This window comes from Planomonospora sp. ID67723, assembly GCF_015711605.1.
Classification (GTDB): Bacteria; Actinomycetota; Actinomycetes; order Streptosporangiales; family Streptosporangiaceae; genus Planomonospora_A.
In genome coordinates this window covers 457692-481822 of sequence record NZ_JABTEZ010000001.1, presented here as the reverse complement: position 1 = coordinate 481822, position 24131 = coordinate 457692, and the positions used below count along the sequence as shown (strand labels likewise).

The following is a 24131-nucleotide window of genomic DNA, read 5'->3' as shown; positions in this document are numbered from 1 at the left end:
CGGTCCCTCCCCGGGCGGCCCGGTCCCCGTCTTCCGTCCGGCTGCGTGGGTGCGGCGCGATCAGATCCAGCCCGCCTCTCTCGCGATGCGCACGGCGTCGACCCGGTTGCGGGCGTTGAGCTTGGCGACGATCGCGGTGATGTAATTGCGCACGGTCCCCGCGCTCAGGAAGAGGCGCCCGGCGATCTCGGCGGCGTCGACCCCCTCGGCCACCAGCCGGAGCACGTCGACCTCGCGGGGGGTGAGCGGGTTGTCGGCCAGGTCCCAGGCCGTCACCGCCAGCGAGGGGTCGAGCACCCGCTCGCCGTCGGCCACCGCGCGGATGGCGGCTACCAGTTCCTCCGGCGGTGCGGTCTTCAGCAGGAACCCGTCCACCTGCGCACCGAGCGCCCGGCGGAGATGGCCCGGCTTGCCGTACGCGGTGAGCATGAGCGTCCGGCAGGCGGGCAGCCGCAAGCGGAGCTCTCCCGCGGCGGCGAGACCGTCAAGCGCGCCGGGCATGTCGATGTCGAGCACCGCGACGTCGGGCCGGTGCAGGAGCGCGGCGGGCACCACGGCGTCGCCCGACTCGACGGCGGCGACGACCTTCAGGTCCTCCTCCAGGCCCAGCAGCGCCGTCAGGGCGCCCCGGACGACGTGCTGGTCCTCGGCCAACAGCACACGGATCACGGGATATGTCTACCAGTGCCCGGATCATGACGATGTCACGGTCCGTCGGTGATCACGTCTCTGGCCTGGCGGACCGCAGGCCAGCAGGCTGGCAGGCATGACGGACGTGGTGCGTTTGGACGCGGTGAGCAAGGTGTACGGCATGGGCCAGGGCGCGGTGGCGGCCCTGCGCGAGGTGACGGTGGGCATCCCGCAGGGGAGCTTCACCGCGGTGATGGGACCGTCGGGGTCGGGGAAGAGCACGTTTCTGCACTGCGCGGCCGGGCTGGACGCACCGTCCTCGGGCTCGGTACGGCTGGGCGGCACCGAGCTGACCGGGATGGACGAGACGCGGCTGACGAAGCTGCGCAGGCAGCGGATCGGATTCGTGTTCCAGGCGTTCAACCTGGTGCCCTCGCTGACCGTGACCGAGAACATCACGTTGCCGCTCCGGCTCTCGGGCAAGCGGGTGGATCGGGCCTGGCTCCGCGAGATCGTCTCGCGGGTCGGCCTGGACGGGCGGACCGGGCACCGGCCCGCCCAGCTCTCCGGCGGGCAGCAGCAGCGGGTGGCCATCGCCCGGGCGCTGGTGGTCCGGCCTGAGGTGGTCTTCGGCGACGAGCCCACCGGCGCGCTCGACACGATGACCGCCCGTGACGTGCTGAGGCTGCTCCGCGAGGTGGTGGACGGCATGGGCCAGACCGTGGTGATGGTCACCCACGACCCGGTGGCGGCCTCCTACGCCGACACCGTCCTGTTCCTGGCCGACGGCCGGATCGTGGACGCGATGACCGCGCCGACCTCCGACCGGGTGGCCGAGCGTATGACCAGACTGGGAGCGTGGGTGTAATGATCTTCTTCGCGTTGCGGACGATCCGGCACCGCAAGGCCGGTTTCGCGGGCGCCTTCATCGCCCTGATGTGCGCGGCGGCCCTGGTCTGCGCCTGCGGGATGCTGCTGGAGACCGGGCTGCGCGGCGGCGTCGCCCCCGAGCGCTACGCGGGTGCCCCGGTGCTCGTCGCGGGCGACCGGTACGTCCACGAGACGGTCCGGAAGTCGAAGGGGAAGATCAAGGAGAAGGCCAAGGCCCTGTCGGAGCGCCAGTGGATCCCCGCCTCTCTCGCCGGGGAGCTGGGCCGGCTCCCGGGGGTCGGGCGGGTGGTCACCGAGGTGACGTTCCCCGTCCTGGTCGCGGGCCGGTCCTTCTGGGGGCACGGCTGGGAGTCGGCCCCGCTCACTCCGTTCACCCTGCGCGCCGGACGCGCACCCAGGGACGGGAACGAACTGGTGGCGGACGCGCGGGCGGGGCTGGACGTGGGCGCCGAGGTGACCGTGGAGTCACCGGCGGGATCACGGGTCTACCGGGTGACGGGCATCACCGCCGAGGCCCTGCCCAGCCAGGACACGCTGTTCTTCGCCGCCTCCGAGGCCCGCCGCCTGGCCGGCCGCCCCGGTCTGGTCAGCGCGATCGGCGTCTTCCCCCGGTCCGGCGCACCTCGGATCGACCTGACCCCGGCGCTCGGCGGTGCGGTCGCCCACACCGGCGACGAGCGCGGCGCGGCCGAGTTCCTCGACGCGGAGCAGGCACGGCTGAAGCTGATCAGCATGGGCGGCGCCCTCGGCGGTACCGCGCTGCTGGTCGCGATCCTCGTCGTGGTCGGCACGTTCGCGCTCTCCGTCCAGCAGCGCCACCGGGAGATCGCCCTGCTGAGAGCGGTCGCGGCGACACCCCGGCAGGTGCGTCGGCTGCTCGGCGGCGAGGCGCTCGTGCTCGGCGCCATCGCCGGAACCCTGGGATCCGCTCTGGGAGTCGGCCTGGCTCTTTGGCTGCGCTCCCGGTTCGTCGCGTTGGGTGTGATGCCGGAGAACCTGCGGCTCGTGGTGAGCCCGTTCCCGGTACTCGCCGCGCTCGCGGCGACCGTCCTGGCCGCCTGGACCGCCGCGCGCGTCTCCGCCCGCCGGACCGCCCGCATCCGCCCGGTCGAGGCCCTCGGCGAGGCGGCGCTGCCGACTGCGCACCTGCCCCGGGGACGGATGATCGCCGGGCTGTTGTGCGCCGCGGGCGGTGCCGTGCTGACGTTGGTGCTGTCGGGGTTGTCCACCGAGGCGGCATCCGGCCCGGTGACGATGTTGACTGCACTGGTGTGGACGGTCGCGGTCGCCCTGCTCGGCCCGGTGATCGCCCGGGTGGTCGTCGCGCTGCTCGGAGTGGTACTGCGCGCCTCCCGCGTGAGCGGGTACCTCGCCGCCGCGAACCTGCGGGCCGGGTCGCACCGGCTGGCCTTGGTGATCACTCCACTCAGCCTCATGGTCGCGATGACGTGCACGATCCTGTTCGTGCAGACCACGATGGGGCACGCCGCCCAGGAGGAGGCGGCTGCGGGCGACCGCGCCGACTACGTGCTCGGAACGCGGGTTTCCTCCGCCGCGGCCGAAGCCGTACGCGGGGTGCCGGGCGTGGAGGCGGTCACCGAGGTGCTGCATACCTCGGTCCGGGTCGGCCTGGAGAAGTACGGCGCGCAGGCCGTCACGCCCGCGGGGCTCTCACTGACGCTCGACCCCGGGGTGGTCGCCGGGTCGCTGCACGGGCTCGGCCCGGCGACGGTCGCCGTCAGCCGCACCGCCGCATCCCGCCTCGGAGTGTCGGTCGGCTCGTCGCTCCGGCTCACCCTCGGCGACGGCACTCCCGTGACGCTTCGCGTCGTCGCCCTCTACGAGCGGAGTCTCGGGTACGGTGAGCTCCTCCTGGCGCACGAGCTGGTGCGTCCGCACGTGGACGACCCGTTCTCCACCGCCCTGGTCTCGGCGCCGTCGCTCTCCCGCGCGGCCCTGGAACGGGCCGCGCCCGGCGTCGCGGTGCTCGACGGGGCCCGGGCCGCCGCGGTGGGAACGCCGACCGCCGAGGTCAACTACGTGACGATGGGTCTGATCATCGCGTTCACCGCGATCGCCGCGGTCAACACGCTGGCGATGTCCGCCTCGGACCGCTCCCGCGAGTTCGCCCTGCTCCGTCTCGTCGGCACCACGCGCCGGCAGGTGCTGCGGATGGTCCGTCTGGAGACGCTGACCGCGGTGCTGGTCTCGGTGGCCGTCGGCACAGTGATCTCGCTGGTCACGCTCACGGCCTTCAGCCTGGGCATGACCGGTTCGGCACGGCCGCACGTGCCGCCGCCGGCCTACCTGGCCCTGGTCGCCTCGGTGGCGGCCCTGACCCTGGCCGCCACCGCCCTTCCCGTGCGGTTCGTCCTCCGTGCCCGCCCCGCCGAGGCGATCTCCTGATCGGCGGATCCGGTCGTCCTGCGGGTGACCGTCCCGTCTCGCGCGGAGTCGCTCGGCTGGCACACGGCGCCGGTCGCATCGCCCGAGGGTCGTCCTGAACCGGAACCCGTCCCGCCCGGCCTACCGGCTCGCCACTGCGGCGAGTCGGATGACGGCCGGGCTGGGACATATGTCAGCGGGACGTCGCGGTGAAGACGCGGGTGGGCTGGCGGTCGATCGAGGCCACGGCTTCTTCGGCAGTCCGCTGTCCGAGCAGGACGGCTGCCCGGATTCCTGCGGCGCCTGCCACCAGGAAGGCGTGTACCGCTTCAAAAGTCATCGCAGGGTGCTTGACCTGCAGGCCGACCCAAGAGGACGGCTCATGCAAGATCGGTTCTTGTGTCTCTCCGTCTCCTGTATCTGATCGTGCTTCAGGTGTCGGCTGGCGCTGCTGGGCCGGAGTGAGGCGGCCAAGGACGTCGAGATCATGGTGCTACGGCGTGAAGTGGCGATACTGCGGAGGCACGTCACCCGGCCGAAGCCGGACTGGGCCGATCGCGCGGTCCTGACCGCGCTGGCACGACTCCGGCCGCCCGGGTTGCGGGCTCATCGGCTGGTGACGCCGGCCACCCTGCTGGCCTGGCACTTGCGCTTGGTCCGAGATCGGTGGACGTATCCGAGCCGGTCCGGCCGCCCGAGAACGGGCAGGGAGATCCGAGACCTGGCGCGGGAGAACCCGGCCTGGGGATATCGCCGGGTGGCCGGTGAACTCGTCCGGCTCGGCTATCGCGTGGGTGAAGCGACCGGGCGGCGGATCTTGCGGGGCCGGCGGGTCGGCCCGGCGCCCCGAGACGCCTCCACCTTGTGGAGGGCCTTCCTGCGTGCCCAGGCGAAAGGACTGCTGGCCGTCGACTTCTTCCACGTCGACACGATCTCCTTGAAGCGCTTGTACGTGCTGTTCGTGAGGGAAGTGGCGACCCGGCGCGTGCACCTCCTCGGCGTGACCGCCAACCCGACCGGCGCCTGGACGGCCCAGCGGGCCCGCAACCCGCTCATGGACCTCGGCAACCGGGTCAGGTCCTTCCATTTCCTCATCCGTGACCGAGATGCCAAGTTCACTGGGGAACGCCCAGCTCAAGCCCGATGCGATGAATCTTGAAGCGGTACAGGATTCGTCGATCGTCAGGGCTGTGCGGGAGTGATGTCGGTGTGCGGGAAATCCTCGCCTTTGAAGAGCAAGGGCTGGTCGAGGTCTTTGGCGAGAGCGTAGGCGAAGCAGTCGCCCATGTTGAGTTTGGCCTTGGAATTATTGCCCTTGCCGTAAGTCTGGTACGCCCGGCGCGCGATCCTGGCCTGATTGGGCGTCACAGGCTCGATGATGAGGCCCATCTCATTGACGAGCGTGTCGAAGGCGTTGCGCATGGCCTCACCGCGGTTGTCCGCCACGATGGCCGCTTCGGCGTAGTTGACAGCCGAGATGCGGCACACGGTCGCGGCGATGGCATGGGCGAATTGGGCGGCCTCGGGCTCACCGTTGATGACGGCGATGACGGCGCTGGAATCGATGATCACGCGGGAAGGCCGGTGTCCGGGTCGTACAGGTCGTCAACGGAGAGCCGGTCCTGACCCAGGTGGGCTCGCATGCTGGCGGCGATGCTCAGGATGCGTTCGGCTCTGCCGGTGGTTCCACTGCGGCGTTCCAGCGCTTCCAGACGGCGTTCGAGCACTTGAGCGGCGTGCTGGGTTTCCTCGGCCAACCGGATGACCCGGCGGGCGAGGTCATGAATGGGCTCGTGTTCGAGGTCCACGCTCACCGTCGCTCGACTCCTTCCGGCGCGTCGCCTGAGTTGTACCTTCAGCGTAACCGGTGGCCATACCTTACTCGCGTCGATGAACAGCATCCGTTCACGTCATGAGATTGAGCTTGAACCGAATCACGTGTACCGCTTCAAAAGTCATCGCAGGGTGCTTGACCTGCGGATCGGCCTGATGCGGTGGTACGGGCAAGATCGGTTCTTGTGTCTCTCCGTCTCCTGTATCTGATCGTGCTTCAGGTGTCGGCTGGCGCTGCTGGGCCGGAGTGAGGCGGCCAAGGACGTCGAGATCATGGTGCTGCGACATGAGCTGGTGGTGCTGCGGCGTCAGGTCGTCCGGCCGAAGCCGGACTGGGCCGATCGCGCGGTCCTGACCGCGCTGGCACGACTCCGGCCGCCCGGGTTGCGGGCTCATCGGCTGGTGACGCCGGCCACCCTGCGGGCCTGGCACTTGCGCTTGGTCCGAGATCGGTGGACGTATCCGAGCCGGTCCGGCCGCCCGAGAACGGGCAGGGAGATCCGGGACCTGGCGCTGCTCCTGGCGCGGGAGAACCCGTCCTGGGGATATCGCCGGGTGGCCGGTGAACTCGTCCGGCTCGGCTATCGCGTGGGTGAAGCGACCGGGCGGCGGATCTTGCAGGGCCGGCGGGTCGGCCCGGCGCCCCGAGACGCCTCCACCTTGTGGAGGGCCTTCCTGCGTGCCCAGGCGAAAGGACTGCTGGCCGTCGACTTCTTCCACGTCGACACGATCTCCTTGAAGCGCTTGTACGTGCTGTTCGTGAGGGAAGTGGCGACCCGGCGCGTGCACCTCCTCGGCGTGACCGCCAACCCGACCGGCGCCTGGACGGCCCAGCGGGCCCGCAACCCGCTCATGGACCTCGGCAACCGGGTCAGGTCCTTCCATTTCCTCATCCGTGACGGGGACACCAAGTTCACCGCTGTCTTCGACGCGGTCTTCGTCGGCGCGGGCGTGATGGTAGTGAGGACTCCGCCGCGGACGCCGCGGGCGAACTGCTATGCCGAGCGGTGGGTCCGCACTGTGCGGACCGAATGCACCGACCGCATACTGATCTCCAACGAACGGCACCTGCGCTCGACGCTGACCGAGTACGCCGCTCACTACAACGGCCACCGGCCGCACCAATCCCGCGCGCAGCGGCCACCCGACCACGACGAGCAGACCGTCGTACCGCTGGAAGGCCGGATCGAACGCCGGAGAGTGCTCGGCGGGCTGATCAACGAGTACCACCGAGCCGCGTAGCCACCCGGGGAACGCCCAGCTCAAGCCCGGTGCGATGAATTTTGAAGCGGTACAGGCCCCGCTACGTGCTGTCCCGGACCCGATCACGGATCTAACGCGAATCGTCGATCTGAACATACGTCGGCGAGATCAGCTCGGCGAAGTTCTCCTGAGTACTCACATGCCGCTTGAACTGCATGGATGTAATTTTCGGCAGGCGCACGGCTGTCGAGTCGGCTGTCGGCGCGTCATCCTGCTTTTCGGGTGTTGCTGAACCGGCCCGCTTCGGGCTCGGGGAGCCAGGCGTTGTCCGGTATCGACAGCCAATTCCCGATGGCGGCCAGATCGTCCACCGCTCCGCTGAGGGCCCGGAGACCGTCCTGGTCGATATGGGTGCGCCACATCATCGCCCAAGGGAAAAGCGCAACCGGCTCCACAAGCGGTCTCAGCACGGTGCCGGGTACGGCGGGTTGGGTGGTCATGGTGATGATCGGGGCGTTGCGGTCATTGATATGTTGGGCGAGTTCATCAGTGCCCTGTACATGTGGGTGTGCCCCGGCCGCGTCGAGCTCGAACGGCGTGAGCAGCTGGCGGATCGCGTGATCCCAGCCCGGTGTCGCGTGGTTGCCGGCGCGGAAGCACAACCCGGTGCCGCGCAGCGACGCGAGTGGCACCGCATCCAGCCGAGCGAGCGCGTGCCGTTCAGGTAGGAGTACCGCGATCGGCTCATATCGTACGGGGCGTTGCCGGATGTCGTCGGCCGGTCCCAGGTTGCGGCCGAATGTGACGTCGAGCCGCTCGGCCAGTAGCAGCGGTGCGGCCGCCTCGGTGCCGGTGTGGAAGCGGGCGAAGAACTCCACCGTTGGGACGTGCCGTCGGGCCGCGGCCAGTACCAGGGTGGGAGTCAGCCCGGTACCGACGACGTCGACGGTCAACGAGCCGGGCTGAACGCGCAGCTCCCGCACGGTGGTGTCGTGCAGGGCGAGCAGTTCTCGGGCCCGGCGCAGGAGAGTGCGACCGGCTGGCGTGAGAGCGACCCGGCGGGTCGTGCGGTCCAGCAGCCGTACGCCGGCCTGGCGCTCCAGCCGTCGGATGTCGCGGCTGAGTGCCTGCTGTGCCACGAAGAGCCGTTGCGCGGCACGACTGAAGTGCAGCTCCTCCGCCACTGCCACGAAGTGGCGCAGCAGGTGGATGTCCAGGTCATCAGGCACGCTCCATTCCTAACCGATTCACTCTCTCGGCGCGTAGATCATGGTGGAACTGGTGTTGGATCTTGGATCGTATTCCCCGCCATGCTCGCATCACGGTCTGCCGAGTGGATGTGGGGTGAGCAACGTGGGGCCACGACGCGCGGTCATGTTGAGCTACGGGCTGGCTGGGGTAATCAACGCCCTGTGGGGCAGCACTCTGCCCGCCACGGACGCACGGTTGGACCTCGGCGCGGGGCGGCTCGGTGCTCTGCTGATGGCCCTGGCCGTCGGTGCCCTGGCGGCCATGCCGGTTGCTGGATGGCTGGCCGAACGGTACACCGGACCGCGCCTGCTGCGGCTGGCCTTGCCGGTCGCGGCCCTGGCGTTGACCGGCCCGGCCACGGCGCAGTCGTTTGCACTGCTGACCGTCTCCGCCGTCGTGCTGGGCGTACTGTTCGGCACGCTCAATGTGGCGTTGAGCCTGCAGGCGGTGGCCGTGGAGCGTGCTGTCGGTCGGCCCGTGATGGCCACGGTCCACGGCGTCTGGACGCTCGGCGCGGTGGCCGGGGGCGGCCTTGTCTCGACGGGCCTGCGCACCGACGTCGACGTCCGGGTGCTGTTGGCCGTCGGTGCGCTCGGCGTGGCATTGGCCGGCCTCGCGGTCGGCAGGCGGCTGGACGGGCCGGAACCCGCGGTGTCGACACCGGCCGGCCCAGAGCCCCGACCGGCGGCTCGGCAGCCGGCCGCCGTGCACCGACCGGTGATGGTGATCGCGCTCGGGGTGATCGGTGCCGCAGCCTTCTTGACCGAGGGCGCCGCCACCGACTGGGCCGGGGTGTACGCGACCCGGGTGCTCGGTACCGACCCGGCCACTGCCTCCCTGCTCTACACCGCCTTCTTCGTCGCCATGACCGCGATGCGCTTCGCCGGCGACGCGACACGGTCCCGCCTCGGCGCCCCGACGACAATCCGGCTTGCCGGCGGCGCCGCCACCCTCGGGTACGTCCTGGTGCTGCTGGCCCCGCTGCTCCCCACCACGGCTGGCTTGGCGAGGATCGGGTGCGCCATCGCCGGCTGGGTGCTCGCCGGCGCCGGCACTGCTCTGGTGTGGCCGATCGTGACCAGCACGCTGGGTGCCGCCGACGCAGCTGCCCGCCGGCTGTCGGCGGCCACCACCATCAGCTACGGGGGCGGCCTGGTCGGACCAGCCCTCATCGGATCCGTCGCCGCACACGCCACCCTGCCCATCGCACTGCTGATCCCGGCAGCACTGACGCTGGTGGTGGCCGTAGTGGCCCCGCCCGTTCTCGCCGCGGCACTCCGTGAAACGACCCCGTCCCCCCGACAGGACAACCACGAGGGAGTTCTTCGAGCCCGGATTCGACGTTGGTCGCCTCGCAGGTGACCCTGAACGGCGGGTGGATCTGCGACAGGCCGTCCCCGGTGGAGTGCACGACGTGAACGGGCATGCGGTGCCGGTCGCGTTCCGCGGCCTGGGTGCTGAAGGACACCGCATAAGTGGTGACTGCCGGACACAGGGCCGGACGCCAGCGCACCTGCGCATCCCGGCCCAATCGCTGGGCCTGGATGCGCAAGGCGGGGTCGTGGCGCTGCAGTGCTTGGGTGAGCGCGGCCAGGCTCGCCCCGGCGCAGGCCTCTATCTCCAGATCATCGACGCCGGCCGCGGACGGTGCGAACACACACAGCCAGAGGGGCGTATCCGCCCAGTGGGGATCGTCGGGGTCGGCGTCGTCGGTCGTGGCGTCGATATCGTCGACCTTGCGGGCGGCCTCCAGCGCCACCGAGCCGCTGTAGGCGCGATGACGGCCGCCTTCGGCCGCCTTCCAACTCCGGCGAAGCGGCCGGGGACAAGTGGCAGGACTGGGACCTCGTATGGTGCATGCCGGACGGCAGTCCCATCGACGCCGGGGACGACTGGGACGAGTGGAAAGAGATCCTCGAACTCGCCGAGATCGACAAGGACGCCCGGGTGCACGACGCGCGCCACACGGCCGCAACGCTCCTGCTGGAACAGCGCGTGGATATCCGGGTGGTTCAAGCCGTTCTCGGGCACTCTCAGCTGACCACGACCAAGCGCTATACCCACATCACGGAGACCCTGGCCAGTGAGGCGGCGGCGCGGATGGGCCGGGCGTTGCGGGACTCCTGACAGCCCCGGAACTGCAACGACTGCAACTGAAAACGCAACTGGGCAGGCCCTCCGATCATGAAGATTGGGGGGCCTGCCCAGTTCAGCGAGGTAGGGCGCCTGGGACTCGAACCCAGAACCTACGGATTAAAAGTCGATTTGATCAATGACGCCTACTGTCACGGCGTGCCGCCTGATGACGTCCTGTCCAGGGCCGTCCTTTTTGTCCTGTCGGGCTGTGTCATTGCGTGCCGTGCCGTACCGCGACAGGCGAGCAACCACCGAGCAAACATGGGCCCTTGACCATGCCCGGGTTCAGGCTGGCTCAGGCGACCTTCACGGTGTGGTCGCCGAAGTCGGCCACCACGTCCAGCGTTCCGCCCAAGGCGACGACGTAGGAACGCAAGGTGTCCAGGCCGCCGATCTGACCGTGCTCGATCTGGGACACGCGTGCCTGGGAGACGCCCATGCGTTCGGCCAGGAGCTTCTGGGAGATGCCCAGGCGCTTGCGCATCTCGGCGAGCTGGGCGCCGCGCAGTTCCGCCCGGAGCTGCTCGCGGCTGGCCTCCCGTGCGGTGACGCGCTCGGGGAAGTCCCACTCGGGGTCGATCTCACGGACCTTGGCCTTGGTGTCGGACCACGTCACGAACTCGCTCATCAGCGTTCCTCCAGGAGTTCGGCGGCGGCCTTGGGATCCATGATGTTGGACCAGGCTTGTTCGGCGGGTAGGAGATGGCGCTCTGGCAAAGCGTATTCGGGGAACCAGCCGTCCGGTTCGCAGCCGGGCACCCGGTTCAGGATCGTCGTGGTCAGGTTGGCCGGGACCGAGCCGGTGATGCGGATCGCCGCGTAGGTCTCGTTGCCGTCGTCGGCGCGGATCTGGATGCCGAGGCGGAAGCCGGGGAAGTCGACGGCGTGCTCGTGGCCGTCGCGCAGAGAACCACATGCCAGGTCGCGGATCGTGGCGTTGAGCCGGAGGACGAATCGGGTGGCCGCTTCGAGTCGGTAGCGGTCGCGGTCGTCATCGTCGGGCAGGAGATGTCCGCTGTAGGTGCTGGTGGTCAAGGGCTGGTCGTGTGCGCTGTTGTAGCGGGCGCGGGCCGCCTTCCCGCTGCTTTCCAGCGCGGTGTAGAAGTCGTCGCCCGAGCCGTCTTCGCGAACTCCTGCGGCGACCAACCAGGTGGGGACCTCTGCGTCGGGGCCGTCGGTCCAGACGGCACCGCGCCAGCGTTGCGCCTTCACCTTGAACAGGACCATGTCGTCGATGGCACGGATGCGCTCGTGCGCGGTGTCGGAATCGGCGAACTGCTCGGCGGCCTTGTCCAGCAGGGGATGGCTGATCGCATCCAGGGGAGTGCGGGCGGAAGGCAGCGGCAATTTCAGGTCATCGCGCAGGACACGGAGAGTGGGGCGCACGCGAGACATGGCGCTGTCTACTCCTCCCAGTCGCCGGTGCCGCCGAGTTCGTCGATGCGCTCGGGGGACAGGCCGGTGAGCAGGGACACGCTGGAGGACAGAGAACCGTCCAGGACCTTCATCGACTCGATCATGCCGCGCCGGACCTGTTCACGCTGCTGTTCCAGGTAGACGCGCACGGCGGCGGCGACCAGATCCTTCTTGGTCACCCCGAGGAAGTGCGCGCCCTGGGAGATCAGTTCATCGGTTGCCGGGTCGACTTTCAGCGGTGATTGCCGCTTGGTGCTGTGAGGCATGGTCATCGGTTCCTCCTGAGCTCATAGTACCTAGGTACCTCACTGAGTAGCGAGGCTTCGACTTATGGCATTTCGAGTTGCGCGTGCCGATTCCTGCGGGGGCCGAAAATCCATCCTGTACCGCTTCAAAAGTCGTCGCAGGGTGCTTGGCCTGCAGGTCGACCTGATGCGGCGGTACGGGCAAGATCGGTTCTTGTGTCTCTCCGTCTCCTGTATCTGATCATGATTCGGTTGTTCGGCTGGCTGGCGCTACTGGGCCGAAGCGATGCGGTCAAGAACGCCGAGATCATGGTGCTCCGGCACGAGGTGGCGGTGCTGCGCCGTCAGGTCGCCCGGCCGAAGCCGGACTGGGTCGATCAAGCGGTCCTGGCCGCGCTGGCGCGGTTCTTGCCCTCTGCCCTGCGCGCGCATCGGCTGGTGACGCCGGGCACCCTGCGGGCCTGGCACTTGCGCTTGGTCCGAGATCGGTGGAGGTATCCGCACCGCTCCGGCCGCCCGAGGACGAGCAAGGAGATCCGGGAGTTGGTGCTGCGCCTGGCGCAGGAGAACCCGTCCTGGGGATATCGCCGGGTGCACGGTGAACTGACCCGGCTCGGCTACCGCGTGAGCGAAGCAACCGTACGCCGGATCCTGCGGCGCCGGCGCTTCGGCCCGGCGCCCCGAGACGCCGACACCTCCTGGCGAACGTTCCTGCGCACCCAAGCACAAGGCCTGCTGGCCGTCGACTTCTTCCACGTCGACACGATCTCCTTGAAGCGTCTGTACGTGCTGTTCGTCATAGAAGTCACCACCCGGCGTATGCACATCCTCGGCGTGACCGCCCACCCGACCGGCGCCTGGACGGCTCAGCAGGTCCGCAACCTGCTCATGGACCTCGGCGGCCGGATCGGCTCCTTCCGCTTTCTCATCCGCGACCGGGACACCAAGTTCACCGCTGTCTTCGACGCGATCTTCGCCGACGCGGGCGTGACGGTGGTCAAGACACCGCCGCGTACGCCGCGGGCCAACTGCTATGCCGAGCGGTGGGTGCGCACCGTACGGGCCGAGTGCACCGATCGCATGCTGATCTCCAACGAACGGCACCTACGGTCGGTGCTCGGTGAGTATGCCGATCACTACAACGGCCACCGGCCGCACCAATCCCGCGCGCAGCGGCCACCCGACCACGACGAGCAGGCCGTCGTACCGCTGGAAGGCCGGATCGAACGCCGGAGGGTGCTCGGCGGGCTGATCAACGAGTACCACCGAGCCGCGTAGCCGCTCCGGAGAACTCCCAGCTCAAGCCCTACGCGATGAATTTTGAAGCGGTACAGGCCAACAAGCAGATCATGGAAGCGCTCACGACATGACAGCCGTGACGGCGGAACGCAGCGAAGGACCCGGGAAGCTCTCGGGGTCCTTCGTCGCGTCGGCTCTCACACTCCCGGAACCGTTTCGGCGGCTCCCGGAACCCGGGTGCTGACCTGGACGGACGGGCGCGGTTCCATTCCGCGTATGTTCCGCGACCAGTGGCAGGCAGTGGCATCCGGCTGCATCCGACTGCACGTGCCGGAGAAGGTGGCCAGGAACGAAGGCCCAGGTCAGGGCCTACGTTCCTGCTCACGAGTGGTAGGGCGCCTGGGACTCGAACCCAGAACCTACGGATTAAAAGCTTACGGGTTCACTGCCATCCGGTGCCGCGACATGCCATCTCGTGCCGTTCTGTCCGCCAGCGTCCCCGCCGGTCTGCCGGATGATGCCACCGCGTGCCGGGCCGTACCGGGTACACGCGAGCAACCACCGAGCAAACATGGGTCCTTGACCATGCCCGGGTCTCAGCTGGTTCAGGCGACCTTCACGGTGTGGTCGCCGAAGTCGGCCACCACGTCGAGCGTCCCGCCCAGGGCGACGACATAAGAACGCAGGATGTCGAGGCCGCCGATCTGGCCGTGCTCGATCTGGGACACGCGCGCCTGGGAGATGCCCAGGCGTTACGCATCTCGGCGAGCTGGGCGCCGCGCAGCTCCGCCCTAAGCTGCTCTCGGCTGGTCTCCCGCGCGGCGACGCGCTCGGGGGAGTCCCACTCGGGATCGATTTCGCGGATCTTGGATTTGGTGTCGGACCACTTCACGAACTCGCTCATCAGCGTTCCTCCTTCTCCTTCTCGACGCGGTATGCGGCGTAGCGTTCCTCCCCGCGCGCAGCGACCACCCGACCACGACGAGCGGACCGCCATACCGCTGGAAGGCCGGATCGAACGCCGGAGGGTGCTCGGCGGACTGATCAACGAGTACCACCGAGCCGCATAGCTGCCCCAGAGAACGCCCAGCTCAGGCACTACGTGATGGATTTTGAAGCGGTACAGGATCCTCCACGAGTACTCACATGCCGCTTGAACTGCACGGACGTAATTTTCGGCAGGCGCAGTGTCCAAGCCTCCGGGATCCTGGCGTGTGACTTCTTCCACTGCGACACCGTGCTGCTCAAACGCCTGTACGGCCTGGTCGTCATGGAGCTCTCCACCCGGAGAGTGCACCTGCTCGGCGTCACCGAACATCCCACCGGGGAGTGGGTCGCTCAGCAGGCCCGGAACCTGATGATCGAGCTGGGAGATCGGGCCGGAGACTTCCGGTTCCTCATCCGGGATCGGGATGCGAAGTTCACCACCGGGTTCGATGAGGTGTTCACCGACGCGGGCATCCGGATTTTGAAGACGCCGCCTCGGGCTCCGCAGGCGAACGCCTACATCGAGCGGTGGATCAGTGGGCTGCGCCGGGAACTCCTTGACCGGATGCTGATCGTCAACGCCCGTCACCTGCGACGGGTGCTGGTCACGTACGAGGCTCACTTCAACGAGCACCGCCCGCACCGATCCCTGGGCCAAGCCGCTCCCCTTCGAGCCCTGCCCGACCCGGTCGAGGCCGATATCGAGGCCATCCGTCGTGATCGTCTCGGCGGACTGATCCACGAGTATGCGCAGGTCGCATAGGGCGGCCGAGTTTCTGGCACCCACAGGTGCCGCGTGCCGCATCGTACCGCGGCACGCGAGCAACCACCGAGCAAACATGGGCCCCTTGACCATGGTTCGTATCCAGGGTGGTTCGGGTGGACTTCACGGTGCGGTCGCCGGCGCCGGTCACCGTGTCCAACGGTTTGTCCGATGCGGTGTTAGGTTGCATCATCGAAGGGTGCGGCTCTGGCGGAAATGTCACACTGGAGACATGGACAGGGCACTGAACTACGCAAACATCCGCCCGTACGCGGTTCCCCATGCTCTGGAGGAGCTGACCGGGCCCGCGAGCGGGATCGTCACGCTGCCCGGCTGGCTGGACTGGAGTCCGCGGCGCTCCTACGACCTGTCCGACCCGGCGGCGCTGCGGGTGATGTACGAGCAGGTCATCCAGGAAGGCCGAGAGCAGGATCTCAAGGCGTACCTGAACGCCGATCTGTTGGCGCGTGTCTGGCCTCATTTGATCTTGCCGGTGCGGGTCCGCCGACTGTGGGAGTCGCAGTTCACCTGGCTGCGTGACCGGGCCGCGTGATGGACCCCTTCCATCGGAGGCTGATCGAGATCGGCCTCAGTGTCGCCGATCAGTACGGCTTCGCGCTGGCCGGTGGGTACGCGGTGCAGGCGTACGGGATCGTGGAGCGGCCGAGCGAGGACGTCGACCTGTTCGGCGCGCTGGACATGGACTGCCCGGCGGCAGCGGATCACGTGGCCGAGGTGTACCGTGCGGCCGGATACCAGGCTGAGACCTTGCAGAGTACCGATCGCTATGTCCGAATGTGGATCTCTGAGCGTGGTACGGATCAGGGATGCAAGGTCGAGGTCGTCGCGGACGTGCGTTTTCAGCCGCCGGTGCGGATGGAGATGGGTCCGGTCCTCCATCCTGACGACGTCGCGGCGGGGAAGACCGAGGCCCTGTTCAACCGCGCACTCGCTCGTGACTTCATCGATGTGGACGCGCTTGTGGAGTCCGGCCGGTACACGCGCGATCAGCTTCTGGAGTTGGCCGCTCGCCGGGACGCCGGGTTCGATCAGGAGGTGTTCGCGGAGATGTTGGCGTACGTGCGCCGCCGTACCGATGTGGAATTTCTCGTGTACGGCGTCGATGCGGCGGGGGCTGAGGCACTCAGGGAGCGTTTCGGCGTGTGGGAGAAGGAACTTCGGAAGGGCGAGTGACTGCGCCTGCCGATAATGTCATCCGGCCAGGTCATGGGCTTGCTGGGGATCTCCTGACGCGAGTGACTCCCTGTTGCTCGGGGTGCGGCATGATGATCGTCCGTGCTCTTTCGCCTGGCCTATCTCGCCGTCACGAACGCCTTCGCCGCGCTGCGGCTGCTGCCGATGAGCGATCGGGACAAGGACGTCGAGATCCTCGCTCTCCGCCACCAGATCACCGTTCTCGAACGGCAGCTCGGTGCCGACACCAGGGTGCGATTCGCCCCCGAGGACCGTGCCTTCCTGGCCGCCCTGCTGGCGTCGCTGCCCCGCGAGGTCTTGCGCCGGGTGCGGCTCCTCGTCCGCCCGGACACCGTCTTGCACTGGCACCGCGATCTGATGAGACGGCGGCACGCCCGCATCAGTAAGCCCAGGCGGTCGGGGCGCCCGCCCACGGTTCGCTCCATCCGAGTTCTCATCCTGCGTCTGGTCCGGGAAAACCCCTCCTGGGGGTATCGGCGCATCCACGGCGAGCTGGCCGTGCTCGGCATCACGGTCGCACCCTCCACCGTGTGGGAGATCCTCAACCAGGAAGGCATAGATCCGTCCCCTGAACGAGCGTCGGTCACCTGGGCCGACTTCCTGCGCTCCCAAGCCGAGGCGCTGCTGGCCTGCGACTTCATTGAGACCGTCACCCTCACGGGGCAGCGCCAGTACATCCTGGCCGTCATCGAGCACGCCAGCCGGCGCGTCCGCGTGCTGGGCACCACCGCCCATCCGACCGCGGCCTGAGTCGTCCAGGCGATGAAGAACCTCGTGATGGACCTGGAAGAGGCCGGCTGCCGGGCGCGCTATCTGATCCGGGACCGGGACGGGAAGTTCCTCGCCCTCATGGACGAGATCTTGGCCGAGGCCGGGATCCGGACCGTGCTCACCGGTGTCCGAGTCCCGCGGATGAACGCAGTCATGGAGCGGTGGGTGCAGTCATGCCGCCGCGAGCTGCTCGACCGCTGCCTGGTATGGAATGAGCGCCACTTGCGCCACGCTCTACGAGAGTACGAGCGCTTCTACAACCGGCACCGTGCCCATCAGGCACTGGATCAAGCGGCTCCGCTACGCGCCGTCCCGGACCCGATCACGGATCCGACGCGCATCGCCGAGCTGAGCGTACGCAGACGGGACCGGCTCGGCGGAGTCCTCCACGAATACTCACATGCCGCTTGACCTGCACGGATGGAATTTTCGGCAGGCGCAGGCTCGCGCAGAGCCCGTCTGAGCCGAGAAATCGCAGGTCAGACGGGGTATGAGTGGTAGGGCGCCTGGGACTCGAACCCAGAACCTACGGATTAAAAGTCCGCAGCTCTAACCATTGAGCTAACGCCCCGCTGAAGACAGCGTACCGAGGATAGTGTCCACCGACGTCCGTTGCCAGGTTCGGGAGGGGCCCTGTTGCCCCAAGTGGCCGCTGGGAGGCCGGGAGACTTCTTAGAGTGGCATGTGTGACGAGATCTGGGCCAGAGCTGGACGATTCCCTCCGTACGTCCGTGCGGGGCGGTTACGTCGTGGTGGACGTGGAGACGACGGGTTTCTCGCCCGCCAAGGGCGATCGGATATGCGAGATCGCGCTGGTCTCTCTGGACGGCGAGGGCAGGACCGTCGACGAGTGGCACTCGCTCATCGACCCCCGCCGGGACACGGGGGCCGTACACGTCCACGGCATCACTCCCGCGATGGTCGCGGGAGCACCGGTGATCGACGAGGTGCTGGACGAGATCTGGGGGCGTATCGCCGGGCGTGTCCTGGTGGCGCACAACGCCTCCTTCGATCTGCGCTTCCTCAAAGCCCTCCCGGGCAGCCACTGGGTGACGGAGACCCTGTGCACCCAGAGGCTCGCACCGGAGTTCCTTCCCCACGGCAAGTGGACGCTCGCCGCCTGCTGCGAGCGTGCGGGGGTCCCCCTGGTGAACGCCCACGCGGCGCTGGTCGACGCGCGGGCCACCGCGGAGCTGTTCCGTTCCTTCCTGAGCCGGGGGGCCTCCTGGGAGGACCGGCTGGACAGGGCGGCGCGCGCTCCCGAGTGGCGGGCGTGCGGCCTGCCGCAGCGGCAGGCCCGCCAGCGGCGGATCAACCCGTAGCACGGCGTACGGCAGGCGGCCGATCCGCCCGTGTTCCGCGGGCGGATCCGTGCGGTGCGCCGTCCTCTCAGCGGTAGGCGGGGATGCCGGTGAGGGCCTCGCCGAGCACCAGCGTGTGGATCTCCTGTGTGCCCTCGTAGGTGAGCACGGACTCCAGGTTGTTCATGTGCCGGATCACCGGATACTCCAGCGTGATGCCGTTGCCGCCGAGGATCGTGCGGGCCTGGCGGGCGATGTCCAAGGCGGCGCGGACGTTGGCCAGCTTGCCGAAGCTGATCTGGCGCGGGGTGATGGCTCCGGCGTCCTTCAGACGGCCCAGGTGGAGCGCGGTGAGCTGGGACTGGCCGAGACCGACGTACATCCAGGCGAGCTTCTCCTGGGTGAGCTGGAAACCGCCGATGGGCCTGTCGAACTGCACGCGGCTCCTGGAGTAGTCGACGGCGGACTCCAGGCAGGCGCGGGCCGCGCCCACGACCCCCCACAGAATGCCGAAGCGGGCCTCCGACAGGCACGACAGCGGGCCCTTCAGGCCTTGAACCCCGGGCAGTACGGCCGACGCCGGCAGGCGGACGTCGTCGAAGTAGAGGGACGAGGTGACCGAGGCGCGCAGGGACATCTTCTTGTGGATCTCGGGGGCGGAGAAGCCGGGCGTGCCGGTGGGGACGACGAAGCCGCGGATGCCCTCCTCGGTCTGGGCCCAGACCACGGCGACGTCGGCGATCGAGCCGTTGGTGATCCACATCTTGGCGCCGTTGAGGATCCAGTCTCCGGAGGGGTCCTGCTTGGCGTGGGTGCGCATGCCCGCGGGGTCGGAGCCGTGGTCGGGCTCGGTCAGGCCGAAGCAGCCGATCGCCTCACCCGCGGCCATCCGGGGCAGCCACTCCTGCTTCTGCTCTTCGGAGCCGTACTTCCAGATGGGGAACATGGCCAGCGAGCCCTGGACCGAGACGAACGAGCGCAGGCCGGAGTCGCCGGCCTCCAGCTCCCGGCAGGCCACGCCGTAGGAGACGGCGTCCAGCCCCGCGCAGCCGTACCCCTCCAGGTGCATGCCGAGCACGCCCAGCTCGCCGAGGGCCGGGGCGAGCTCGCGGGCGGGGAAGGAGGCGTCCTCGAACCAGTCGCCGATGTGGGGGAGGACCCGGTCGGAGACGAACTCCTTGACGGTGTCGCGGATGAGGCGCTGCTCCTCGGAGAGCGCGTCGTCGATGCGAAGGAGGTCGTCCATGGGGTTCCTCTCGTCCGTGGTGACCCTGCCAGGGTATTGCGGGGAGGTCAGGGTACGGCCAGGGGGAATCCCGATGTGATGGGGAGACTCCGGAGGGCAGTCTGAAGACATGAACGAAAACGACTTCTCGGGCGTGAAGCAGCTCCGCCGGACCAGGAACGGGCGAATCATCGCGGGTGTGGCCTCGGGCCTCGGCCGCTACATCGGGGTCGACCCCAACATCATCCGCGCGGCCCTCGCGATCGCCAGCTTCTTCGGCGGGCTCGGGGTGGCCGTCTACGCGATCGGCTGGCTGCTCCTGCCCGACGAGGACAAGGACCGGTCGATCCTCCAGGACCTGCTGGAGAAGAACAAGGACAACCCGGTCTGGCTGGACGCCAGGGCCAAGGCCGAGCGTGGCTGGCGCGAGGGGATGTCCAAGGCCGAGCAGGGCTGGACCAGGGCCACCGGTCACCACGACGCCCCGGCCTACCCCGCGCCCCACGAGCCGGCGCACCCGCCGTACCAGAACCCGGCTCCGCAGTACACCCCGCCGGTGCCTCCGCAGTACGCGGCTCCGGTGCCCCCGCAGGGCGGCGACGAGCCCAAGCCGCAGGCGTGAGTCAGACGGTCGCTCCCGCGCGAACCCTCTCGATGATCTCCTTGCGGGACTCGGTCCACACCAAGGCCAGCGTGGCGGCGACGAAGAGGCCCGCCGCGCCGGCCAGGGCCACCACGGGCTCGGGACCGAGCTCGTCGGCGGCGGCGCCGCCGATGAGGATGCCGATCCCCTGAGCGGCCAGCAGGCCCGACTGGACGAGGCCGAACGCCAGGCCGCGCCGTTCGGCGGGCACGCACTGCACGAACGCGGCGTTGGCGGCGAGCTGGTAGGCACCGCCGACGCCCGAGACGAACCAGAGCAGCAGCACCACGGCGAGCGGCGGTCGCATCGCGCAGAGGACCAGCGGCGCGCAGGACAGCATCGCCATCCACCCCATGGCGCGCAGGCGCTTGGAGGGGCCGACGTAGCGGCTGAAGAGGAAGGCGCCCACCACCGTCCCGGTGGGCATGGCGCCCATCAGCAGACCGGCGACGAACGAGATCTGCTGGGGGTCGTCGGTCAGCGTGGCGGCGTAGGGGGTCGCGATGCCCTCGGGGAGCACGTAGAAGCCGCAGAGCCAGGCGAAGAGCACCAGGGTCCGCAGCCGGGGGTCGCCGAAGACCAGCCTGGCCCCGGCCCGGGTCATCGTCCACATCGACGGGCGGTTGGCCTCGCCGCGCATGGGCGCGGGGCGGCGCCGTACCCCCGAGACCAGGATCAGCGCGGAGGCCATGAAGGTGGCCGCGTCCAGGGCCAGCGCGCGGTACGGTCCCATCCCCATGATCAGGGCGCCGCCGACGGCGAAGCCGAGCATCTGCGCCGCCTGGTTGGTCATGTTCTGCAGGGCCGATCCCGCGACGTAGCGGTCGCCCTCGAGCAGCTCGGGCAGGAGCGCGGCCCGGGCGGCCGAGAACGGCGCGCTGAGCAGCACCACGCAGAAGACCAGCACGCACAGCATGGCGAACGAGGTGCCGGGGACCGCCATGAGCGCGACCATGACGGCGCGGAGCACATCACAGACGATCATGACGCGGCGCCGGGCGTAACGGTCGGCGAGGCCGGCCAGGAGCGGCCCGCCGATGATCGGCGGCAGGTAGGTCAGCGCGTAGACCGAGGCGGTGGCCAGCGGGGACTCGGTCCGCTCGAAGACCAGGACGGACAGGGCCACGCGCGAGAGCTGGTCGCCGAGCAGGGAGAGCGCCTGGCCGGCCCAGAGCGCGCGGAACTCGTCGATGGCGAGGACCTCGCCGTAGGTGGCTTGGTGCTCGGCCGGACGGCGGTGCCGTCCAGTCGGCCGTCCGGGCTGTGTGGCCGCCATGGGACTCCGGTGAGCGTGTCGGCGAACCTGACTGTGTGTATTCGGTATGTGACCTACCGTGCCTGGTCGGACGCCGTTTCGCAACCTGAGCGAGCAAGCTCATGCAGGCTGTAATTACAGATCAGGAAATATCGGTCATGGGAGAGGACTGTGTGTAATGCGGCCTTGGTTACCAGCCGAGATCGTGCAGTCTGTCATCGTCGATGCCGAAATGATGGGCGATCTCATGAACGACGGTGATCTGCACTTCTTCCACCACGTCGTCTTCGGTCTCGCAGATCGCGCAGATCGGGTTCCGGTAGATCTCGATCCGGTCGGGTAGCACCCCGGCGTACCAGTCACCGCGCTCGGTGAGCGGGATGCCGGTGTACAGGCCCAGGAGATCCGGCTCCGGCGGGTCGTCCACGACCACGACGACCACGTTGCTCATGGCGTCGGTCAGCTCGGGAGGGATCGTGTCCAGCGCCTCGGCCACGAGCTCCTCGAACTTCTCCCTCGAGACCTCGATCACATCCGCCATTCTGCCCTGCTTTTCCGGGTAACCGACTTATCGGAAACCGGGTAGGGATGGGAGCGCATGGATTTCAGACGCTGGACCCAGGGTGCCCGCCGCCTCGCGACGGGACGGATCGCGCGCGCGGCGGTGATCGTGATCGTCGCCGTCGCCTCTGCGTGGCTCGGCATCGCCGCCGGCGGCCCGGTGCGGGCCACCGTGGGGCCGGTCGAGACCGGGATGTCCGCCGAGTTCTCCTGGACGGGGGAGACCGTCGTCGACGCCCGCCCACTGGGCGCGCTCCTGTTCGACACCCACGACGCGCCCATCCGCCTGCGGATGACCCTGGAGAACATCGACACCGAGCGGGCCAGGACGATGCTGGAGGACCCCCGGCTCGCCGACCGGCTCCCCGCGCTGCTGGAGAAGGAGCTGAGTGAGGGGGTCGGCGAGCTGATCCTGCGGGTCATCGTCTGCGGCCTGGCCGGCGCCCTGATCGGCTGCCTGATCGTCTTCCGCCGCCCCCGGGCGGCCCTGGCGGGCCTGCTGAGCGGGGTCGTCATGATGGCCGGCATCGGCACGGCGGCCATCATGACGTACCGGCCGGACTCCGTGGTGGAGCCGGAGTACAGCGGCCTGCTCGCCGGAGCGCCGTCCCTGGTCGGCGACGCCGAGTCGATCGTGACGAGGTTCGAGTCCTACCGGGGGCAGCTCGCCAAGCTGGTCAACAACGTCTCCCAGTTGTACGACACGGTCTCGGCCCTGCCCGTCTACGACGCCGACCCGACCGCGATCCGCGTCCTGCACGTCTCCGACATCCACCTCAACCTGATCTCCTGGAACCTCATCCGCTCGATCACCACCCAGTTCAAGATCGACGTGATCGTCGACACCGGTGACATCACCGACCACGGCACCGGCCCCGAGGACAACTTCGTGGAGGAGATCGGCGACCTCGGGGTCCCCTACGTCTTCGTCCGGGGAAACCACGACTCCAGGGCCACACAGCGCGCCGTGGCCAGGCAGAAGGGGGCGGTCGTCCTCGACGACTCCGTCGAGACCGTCGCCGGGCTGCGCATCTACGGGCTCGGAGACCCGCGCTTCACCCCCGACAAGTCCGTGGTGGTCGACTCCGACCCCGACTCCCTCGCCGCTCTCGGGCGGGCGCACGCCGTACGGCTCGCGCAGGCCTTCGAGCCGGTCGACCTGGTGGCGGTGCACGACCCGACGATCGCCAGATCGTTCTCGGGATCGGCCCCCATGATCCTCGCGGGACACGCCCATGCGCGCTCCACCGAGCTGATGCCCTCCGGCAGCCGCATGCTCGTCCAGGGCTCCACGGGCGGCGCCGGTCTGCGCGCGCTCGAACACGACGAGCCCACCCCCGTGATGGCGTCCGTTCTGTACTTCGACAGGGAGACGCACCGCCTCCGGGCCTGGGACGACATCACCCTCGGAGGACTCGGCGAGCAGTCGGTGCAGATCCAACGTCACCTGGAGAACGACCCGGGGCGTACAATTTCTCCGGAGCCGACGATCGGCCCGTCTCCGACGGGATCGACCGCCGGCCCCGAAACGCCGTGAGCCGGGAAACCGCTTTGGCATCGGAGGCGAAAGTCCCCTATGCTTCAGAGGTCTCCAGCGGAAGACGGCAGGCAGCGGGACACCCGTCCTGTAAGCCCCCATCGTCTAGTGGCCTAGGACACCGCCCTTTCAAGGCGGCGACACGGGTTCGAATCCCGTTGGGGGCACGGCCGAGCGAAAGCTCACCAGGGAAACGGCAGGTCGAAGACCTCCGAAGAGCTGGTAAGCTAAGCAAGGCAAGACGGACGGAAGCGCAAACTTCCGGACGAAGCAAGGTCCTGTAGAGCAGTTTGGAGTGCTCGCCACCCTGTCAAGGTGGAGGTCGCGGGTTCAAGTCCCGTCAGGACCGCTCTGGTAGGTGTTCGATCCACCACCGAGGTCAGGTAGCTCAGTCGGTACGAGCGTCCGCCTGAAAAGCGGAAGGTCGGCGGTTCGACCCCGCCCCTGACCACAACAAACTGAGCAGCGAAGATGCCCCGAGCCGATCACGGCCGGGGCTTTTTTGATCTCCAGTGACAGCAACGTGCCGAACGCGGGGCGGGAAGCCTTGCAGGCCGCTGATGTCCCAGACCGGGGTGCGCCGACCGGATGGGCAGGCGGCCGTCCCGGCGCATGGCTGAGGTGATGGTCTCAGCGATTCGCTG

The 24131-nt window shown here is 68.7% G+C and carries 28 protein-coding genes and 5 tRNA genes; 18 read left to right on the top strand and 15 right to left on the bottom strand.

Annotated elements, in window-relative coordinates; translation table 11 throughout:
• Window positions 1-60 precede the first annotated feature (60 nt).
• Entirely contained in the window at window positions 61-669 is a 609-nt protein-coding gene (locus HS041_RS02190) for a response regulator transcription factor (protein ID WP_196438839.1), read from the bottom strand.
• A gap of 97 nt (window positions 670-766) precedes the next feature.
• On the opposite strand from HS041_RS02190, the gene HS041_RS02185 reads away from it, so the two are divergent.
• Both HS041_RS02185 and HS041_RS02180 read left to right on the top strand, forming a co-directional pair.
• Window positions 767-1498, top strand: coding sequence for an ABC transporter ATP-binding protein (locus HS041_RS02185; protein ID WP_196438838.1), 732 nt, complete (start codon window positions 767-769; stop codon window positions 1496-1498).
• Window positions 1498-3927: an FtsX-like permease family protein gene (locus HS041_RS02180; protein ID WP_196440727.1), complete on the top strand. Its 2430-nt coding sequence runs from the start codon at window positions 1498-1500 to the stop codon at window positions 3925-3927. The genes HS041_RS02185 and HS041_RS02180 overlap by 1 nt, the downstream gene beginning before the upstream one ends.
• Before the next feature lie 172 nt (window positions 3928-4099).
• On the opposite strand, the gene HS041_RS02175 is transcribed toward HS041_RS02180, so the two are convergent.
• Window positions 4100-4246 carry a hypothetical protein gene (locus HS041_RS02175; protein WP_196438837.1) on the bottom strand — a complete coding sequence of 49 codons (147 nt, stop codon included), beginning with the start codon at window positions 4244-4246 and terminating at the stop codon, window positions 4100-4102.
• Window positions 4247-4663: 417 nt separating this feature from the next.
• Here HS041_RS02175 and HS041_RS02170 point away from each other — a divergent pair, with 417 nt between their 5' ends.
• A complete protein-coding gene (locus HS041_RS02170; RefSeq protein ID WP_196438836.1) occupies window positions 4664-5065 on the top strand; it encodes a hypothetical protein in 402 nt (133 codons plus the stop codon).
• 23 nt (window positions 5066-5088) lie between these two features.
• Here HS041_RS02170 and HS041_RS02165 read toward each other — a convergent pair whose 3' ends face one another.
• The 3 genes from HS041_RS02165 to HS041_RS02155 all read right to left on the bottom strand — a co-directional run bounded on the left by HS041_RS02165 (window position 5089) and on the right by HS041_RS02155 (window position 6027).
• Window positions 5089-5478 (bottom strand): type II toxin-antitoxin system VapC family toxin, encoded by a 390-nt coding sequence (locus HS041_RS02165; RefSeq protein ID WP_196438835.1) that lies wholly within the window; start codon window positions 5476-5478, stop codon window positions 5089-5091.
• The gene (locus HS041_RS02160; protein ID WP_196438834.1) at window positions 5475-5720 is read right to left on the bottom strand and encodes a hypothetical protein; all 246 of its coding nucleotides are present in this window, start codon (window positions 5718-5720) and stop codon (window positions 5475-5477) included. Before HS041_RS02160 ends, HS041_RS02165 begins: the two co-directional genes overlap by 4 nt.
• Before the next feature lie 91 nt (window positions 5721-5811).
• Window positions 5812-6027, bottom strand: coding sequence for a hypothetical protein (locus tag HS041_RS02155; RefSeq protein WP_196438833.1), 216 nt, complete (start codon window positions 6025-6027; stop codon window positions 5812-5814).
• Here HS041_RS02155 and HS041_RS02150 point away from each other — a divergent pair.
• On the top strand, window positions 6013-6981 hold the full coding sequence (locus tag HS041_RS02150; protein WP_196438832.1) for an integrase core domain-containing protein: 969 nt from the start codon (window positions 6013-6015) through the stop codon (window positions 6979-6981). The genes HS041_RS02155 and HS041_RS02150 overlap by 15 nt on opposite strands.
• A 227-nt stretch (window positions 6982-7208) precedes the next feature.
• Here HS041_RS02150 and HS041_RS02145 read toward each other — a convergent pair whose 3' ends face one another.
• Window positions 7209-8171 (bottom strand): LysR family transcriptional regulator, encoded by a 963-nt coding sequence (locus HS041_RS02145; RefSeq protein WP_196438831.1) that lies wholly within the window; start codon window positions 8169-8171, stop codon window positions 7209-7211.
• A gap of 115 nt (window positions 8172-8286) precedes the next feature.
• On the opposite strand from HS041_RS02145, the gene HS041_RS02140 reads away from it, so the two are divergent.
• Window positions 8287-9555: an MFS transporter gene (locus HS041_RS02140; RefSeq protein WP_196438830.1), complete on the top strand. Its 1269-nt coding sequence runs from the start codon at window positions 8287-8289 to the stop codon at window positions 9553-9555.
• Between the two features lie 285 nt (window positions 9556-9840).
• A complete protein-coding gene (locus HS041_RS40350) occupies window positions 9841-10320 on the top strand; it encodes a tyrosine-type recombinase/integrase (RefSeq protein ID WP_374058816.1) in 480 nt (159 codons plus the stop codon).
• A gap of 304 nt (window positions 10321-10624) precedes the next feature.
• Here HS041_RS40350 and HS041_RS02130 read toward each other — a convergent pair whose 3' ends face one another.
• The 3 genes from HS041_RS02130 to HS041_RS02120 are packed head-to-tail and all read right to left on the bottom strand — an operon-like array spanning window position 10625 to window position 12017.
• Complete coding sequence (locus tag HS041_RS02130; protein ID WP_196438828.1) at window positions 10625-10957, bottom strand: helix-turn-helix domain-containing protein; 333 nt, start codon at window positions 10955-10957, stop codon at window positions 10625-10627.
• Entirely contained in the window at window positions 10957-11724 is a 768-nt protein-coding gene (locus HS041_RS02125; protein ID WP_196438827.1) for a hypothetical protein, read from the bottom strand. The genes HS041_RS02130 and HS041_RS02125 overlap by 1 nt, the downstream gene beginning before the upstream one ends.
• An 8-nt stretch (window positions 11725-11732) precedes the next feature.
• Window positions 11733-12017 carry a hypothetical protein gene (locus HS041_RS02120; RefSeq protein ID WP_196438826.1) on the bottom strand — a complete coding sequence of 95 codons (285 nt, stop codon included), beginning with the start codon at window positions 12015-12017 and terminating at the stop codon, window positions 11733-11735.
• A 216-nt stretch (window positions 12018-12233) separates the two neighbouring features.
• Here HS041_RS02120 and HS041_RS02115 point away from each other — a divergent pair, with 216 nt between their 5' ends.
• Window positions 12234-13268 carry an integrase core domain-containing protein gene (locus HS041_RS02115; RefSeq protein WP_196438825.1) on the top strand — a complete coding sequence of 345 codons (1035 nt, stop codon included), beginning with the start codon at window positions 12234-12236 and terminating at the stop codon, window positions 13266-13268.
• A gap of 349 nt (window positions 13269-13617) precedes the next feature.
• On the opposite strand, the gene HS041_RS02110 is transcribed toward HS041_RS02115, so the two are convergent.
• Window positions 13618-13729 (bottom strand) — tRNA-OTHER (locus HS041_RS02110).
• Window positions 13730-13834: 105 nt separating this feature from the next.
• Window positions 13835-13957, bottom strand: coding sequence for a hypothetical protein (locus HS041_RS39090; protein WP_255529534.1), 123 nt, complete (start codon window positions 13955-13957; stop codon window positions 13835-13837).
• Window positions 13958-14382: 425 nt separating this feature from the next.
• Between HS041_RS39090 and HS041_RS02100 the strand changes: the two genes are divergently transcribed.
• The 5 genes from HS041_RS02100 to HS041_RS02080 all read left to right on the top strand — a co-directional run bounded on the left by HS041_RS02100 (window position 14383) and on the right by HS041_RS02080 (window position 17376).
• Window positions 14383-14979 carry an integrase core domain-containing protein gene (locus HS041_RS02100; RefSeq protein WP_196438824.1) on the top strand — a complete coding sequence of 199 codons (597 nt, stop codon included), beginning with the start codon at window positions 14383-14385 and terminating at the stop codon, window positions 14977-14979.
• 232 nt (window positions 14980-15211) lie between these two features.
• On the top strand, window positions 15212-15532 hold the full coding sequence (locus tag HS041_RS02095) for a hypothetical protein (RefSeq protein ID WP_196438823.1): 321 nt from the start codon (window positions 15212-15214) through the stop codon (window positions 15530-15532).
• Window positions 15532-16173, top strand: coding sequence for a nucleotidyl transferase AbiEii/AbiGii toxin family protein (locus HS041_RS02090; protein WP_230878622.1), 642 nt, complete (start codon window positions 15532-15534; stop codon window positions 16171-16173). The genes HS041_RS02095 and HS041_RS02090 overlap by 1 nt, the downstream gene beginning before the upstream one ends.
• A gap of 102 nt (window positions 16174-16275) precedes the next feature.
• Complete coding sequence (locus HS041_RS02085; protein WP_196438821.1) at window positions 16276-16944, top strand: helix-turn-helix domain-containing protein; 669 nt, start codon at window positions 16276-16278, stop codon at window positions 16942-16944.
• Window positions 16945-16956: 12 nt separating this feature from the next.
• A complete protein-coding gene (locus tag HS041_RS02080; RefSeq protein ID WP_196438820.1) occupies window positions 16957-17376 on the top strand; it encodes an integrase core domain-containing protein in 420 nt (139 codons plus the stop codon).
• A gap of 84 nt (window positions 17377-17460) precedes the next feature.
• Here the strand turns inward: HS041_RS02080 and HS041_RS02075 are convergent.
• Window positions 17461-17536: transfer RNA gene (locus tag HS041_RS02075), tRNA-Lys, on the bottom strand.
• Window positions 17537-17651: 115 nt separating this feature from the next.
• On the opposite strand from HS041_RS02075, the gene HS041_RS02070 reads away from it, so the two are divergent.
• Window positions 17652-18287, top strand: coding sequence for a 3'-5' exonuclease (locus HS041_RS02070; protein ID WP_196438819.1), 636 nt, complete (start codon window positions 17652-17654; stop codon window positions 18285-18287).
• A gap of 67 nt (window positions 18288-18354) precedes the next feature.
• On the opposite strand, the gene HS041_RS02065 is transcribed toward HS041_RS02070, so the two are convergent.
• Window positions 18355-19512, bottom strand: a complete 1158-nt coding sequence (locus HS041_RS02065) for an acyl-CoA dehydrogenase family protein (protein WP_196438818.1) — start codon at window positions 19510-19512, stop codon at window positions 18355-18357.
• 109 nt (window positions 19513-19621) lie between these two features.
• On the opposite strand from HS041_RS02065, the gene HS041_RS02060 reads away from it, so the two are divergent.
• Window positions 19622-20113, top strand: coding sequence for a PspC domain-containing protein (locus HS041_RS02060; RefSeq protein ID WP_196438817.1), 492 nt, complete (start codon window positions 19622-19624; stop codon window positions 20111-20113).
• A 1-nt stretch (window position 20114) separates the two neighbouring features.
• On the opposite strand, the gene HS041_RS02055 is transcribed toward HS041_RS02060, so the two are convergent.
• Window positions 20115-21410: an MFS transporter gene (locus HS041_RS02055; RefSeq protein ID WP_196438816.1), complete on the bottom strand. Its 1296-nt coding sequence runs from the start codon at window positions 21408-21410 to the stop codon at window positions 20115-20117.
• A 169-nt stretch (window positions 21411-21579) separates the two neighbouring features.
• The gene (locus HS041_RS02050) at window positions 21580-21930 is read right to left on the bottom strand and encodes a metallopeptidase family protein (RefSeq protein WP_196438815.1); all 351 of its coding nucleotides are present in this window, start codon (window positions 21928-21930) and stop codon (window positions 21580-21582) included.
• A gap of 57 nt (window positions 21931-21987) precedes the next feature.
• Here HS041_RS02050 and HS041_RS02045 point away from each other — a divergent pair, with 57 nt between their 5' ends.
• The 4 genes from HS041_RS02045 to HS041_RS02030 all read left to right on the top strand — a co-directional run bounded on the left by HS041_RS02045 (window position 21988) and on the right by HS041_RS02030 (window position 23938).
• Window positions 21988-23487 (top strand): metallophosphoesterase family protein, encoded by a 1500-nt coding sequence (locus HS041_RS02045; RefSeq protein ID WP_196438814.1) that lies wholly within the window; start codon window positions 21988-21990, stop codon window positions 23485-23487.
• Window positions 23488-23581: 94 nt separating this feature from the next.
• Window positions 23582-23654, top strand: a tRNA-Glu gene (locus HS041_RS02040).
• 107 nt (window positions 23655-23761) lie between these two features.
• Window positions 23762-23836 (top strand) — tRNA-Asp (locus tag HS041_RS02035).
• A 28-nt stretch (window positions 23837-23864) separates the two neighbouring features.
• Window positions 23865-23938 (top strand) — tRNA-Phe (locus HS041_RS02030).
• Window positions 23939-24131: the final 193 nt, after the last annotated feature.

Coding starts and splice junctions, on each gene's coding strand:
- HS041_RS02045 (WP_196438814.1), top strand. CDS start 21,988: ATGGATTTCAGACGCTGGACCCAGGGTGCCCGCCGCCTCGCGACGGGA.
- HS041_RS02095 (WP_196438823.1), top strand. CDS start 15,212: ATGGACAGGGCACTGAACTACGCAAACATCCGCCCGTACGCGGTTCCC.
- HS041_RS02120 (WP_196438826.1), bottom strand. CDS start 12,017: ATGACCATGCCTCACAGCACCAAGCGGCAATCACCGCTGAAAGTCGAC.
- HS041_RS02155 (WP_196438833.1), bottom strand. CDS start 6,027: ATGTCGCAGCACCATGATCTCGACGTCCTTGGCCGCCTCACTCCGGCC.
- HS041_RS02180 (WP_196440727.1), top strand. CDS start 1,498: ATGATCTTCTTCGCGTTGCGGACGATCCGGCACCGCAAGGCCGGTTTC.
- HS041_RS02125 (WP_196438827.1), bottom strand. CDS start 11,724: ATGTCTCGCGTGCGCCCCACTCTCCGTGTCCTGCGCGATGACCTGAAA.
- HS041_RS02050 (WP_196438815.1), bottom strand. CDS start 21,930: ATGGCGGATGTGATCGAGGTCTCGAGGGAGAAGTTCGAGGAGCTCGTG.
- HS041_RS02175 (WP_196438837.1), bottom strand. CDS start 4,246: ATGACTTTTGAAGCGGTACACGCCTTCCTGGTGGCAGGCGCCGCAGGA.
- HS041_RS02080 (WP_196438820.1), top strand. CDS start 16,957: ATGAAGAACCTCGTGATGGACCTGGAAGAGGCCGGCTGCCGGGCGCGC.
- HS041_RS02150 (WP_196438832.1), top strand. CDS start 6,013: ATGGTGCTGCGACATGAGCTGGTGGTGCTGCGGCGTCAGGTCGTCCGG.
- HS041_RS02115 (WP_196438825.1), top strand. CDS start 12,234: ATGATTCGGTTGTTCGGCTGGCTGGCGCTACTGGGCCGAAGCGATGCG.
- HS041_RS02090 (WP_230878622.1), top strand. CDS start 15,532: ATGGACCCCTTCCATCGGAGGCTGATCGAGATCGGCCTCAGTGTCGCC.
- HS041_RS02185 (WP_196438838.1), top strand. CDS start 767: ATGACGGACGTGGTGCGTTTGGACGCGGTGAGCAAGGTGTACGGCATG.
- HS041_RS02130 (WP_196438828.1), bottom strand. CDS start 10,957: ATGAGCGAGTTCGTGACGTGGTCCGACACCAAGGCCAAGGTCCGTGAG.
- HS041_RS02055 (WP_196438816.1), bottom strand. CDS start 21,410: ATGGCGGCCACACAGCCCGGACGGCCGACTGGACGGCACCGCCGTCCG.
- HS041_RS02060 (WP_196438817.1), top strand. CDS start 19,622: ATGAACGAAAACGACTTCTCGGGCGTGAAGCAGCTCCGCCGGACCAGG.
- HS041_RS02065 (WP_196438818.1), bottom strand. CDS start 19,512: ATGGACGACCTCCTTCGCATCGACGACGCGCTCTCCGAGGAGCAGCGC.